At 41.8% G+C, this 596-nt stretch carries 1 protein-coding gene; it reads left to right on the top strand.

Annotated features, from left to right (window positions below):
* Positions 1-253: 253 nt before the first annotated feature.
* Positions 254-596, top strand: a 343-nt coding sequence (locus tag U9R90_RS36690; protein ID WP_268202741.1) for a hypothetical protein, incomplete at its 3' end; no start/stop codon positions are given.

Below are 596 nucleotides of genomic sequence, written 5' to 3' on the forward strand. Positions count from 1 at the left end.
AAATAAATCAGGTGCGTTTCTGGTGGTTTTCGGTGTACTTGCCACCACCTTTTGCCCGTCAGCCATCAGAAACGCCCTGAGTGCCTCCGGCGCGGTGCGGGTAAGAGATGTTATGGTAAATCCAGCGGTGTAGCTGTTCTTTTTGAACCAGCGATCAGTGACTTCTATGTTGCTTGTTCAATACTAAAAATATGTGTACTATACTACTTGTGTTGTTTTTTTCTTTTCTGACAACTAGCATAGTGGTGACTACATGAGTAAAAAAAACGATTTAAACCTCAGTGAATCAACGTTAGAAAGCCTCAGGGAGTATGTCGATGACTTCGGCATGACTGTTGATGATGTTGTTCTGAAGTTAATTAATGAGAATAAGTCATTGAAGGAATCACTTGGACAAGACTTTGTGTTATCTGGCGAAAAGGAAGCGCACCACTTTAAAGATTATGTGATTCATAAACTGCCCAAAGGAAAAATTCTGGTTACCCATAATGGGCTTAAGGCCAGCAACATGAAGAAGATATTGATTGAGGCGGGGAGGGAGCTAGGCATGGATGAAAATGAACTCAATCCAGATTTCACAACCTATGAGATAGGGC

This window comes from Streptomyces sp. E11-3 (assembly GCF_046540415.1).
Lineage (GTDB): Bacteria > Actinomycetota > Actinomycetes > Streptomycetales > Streptomycetaceae > Streptomyces.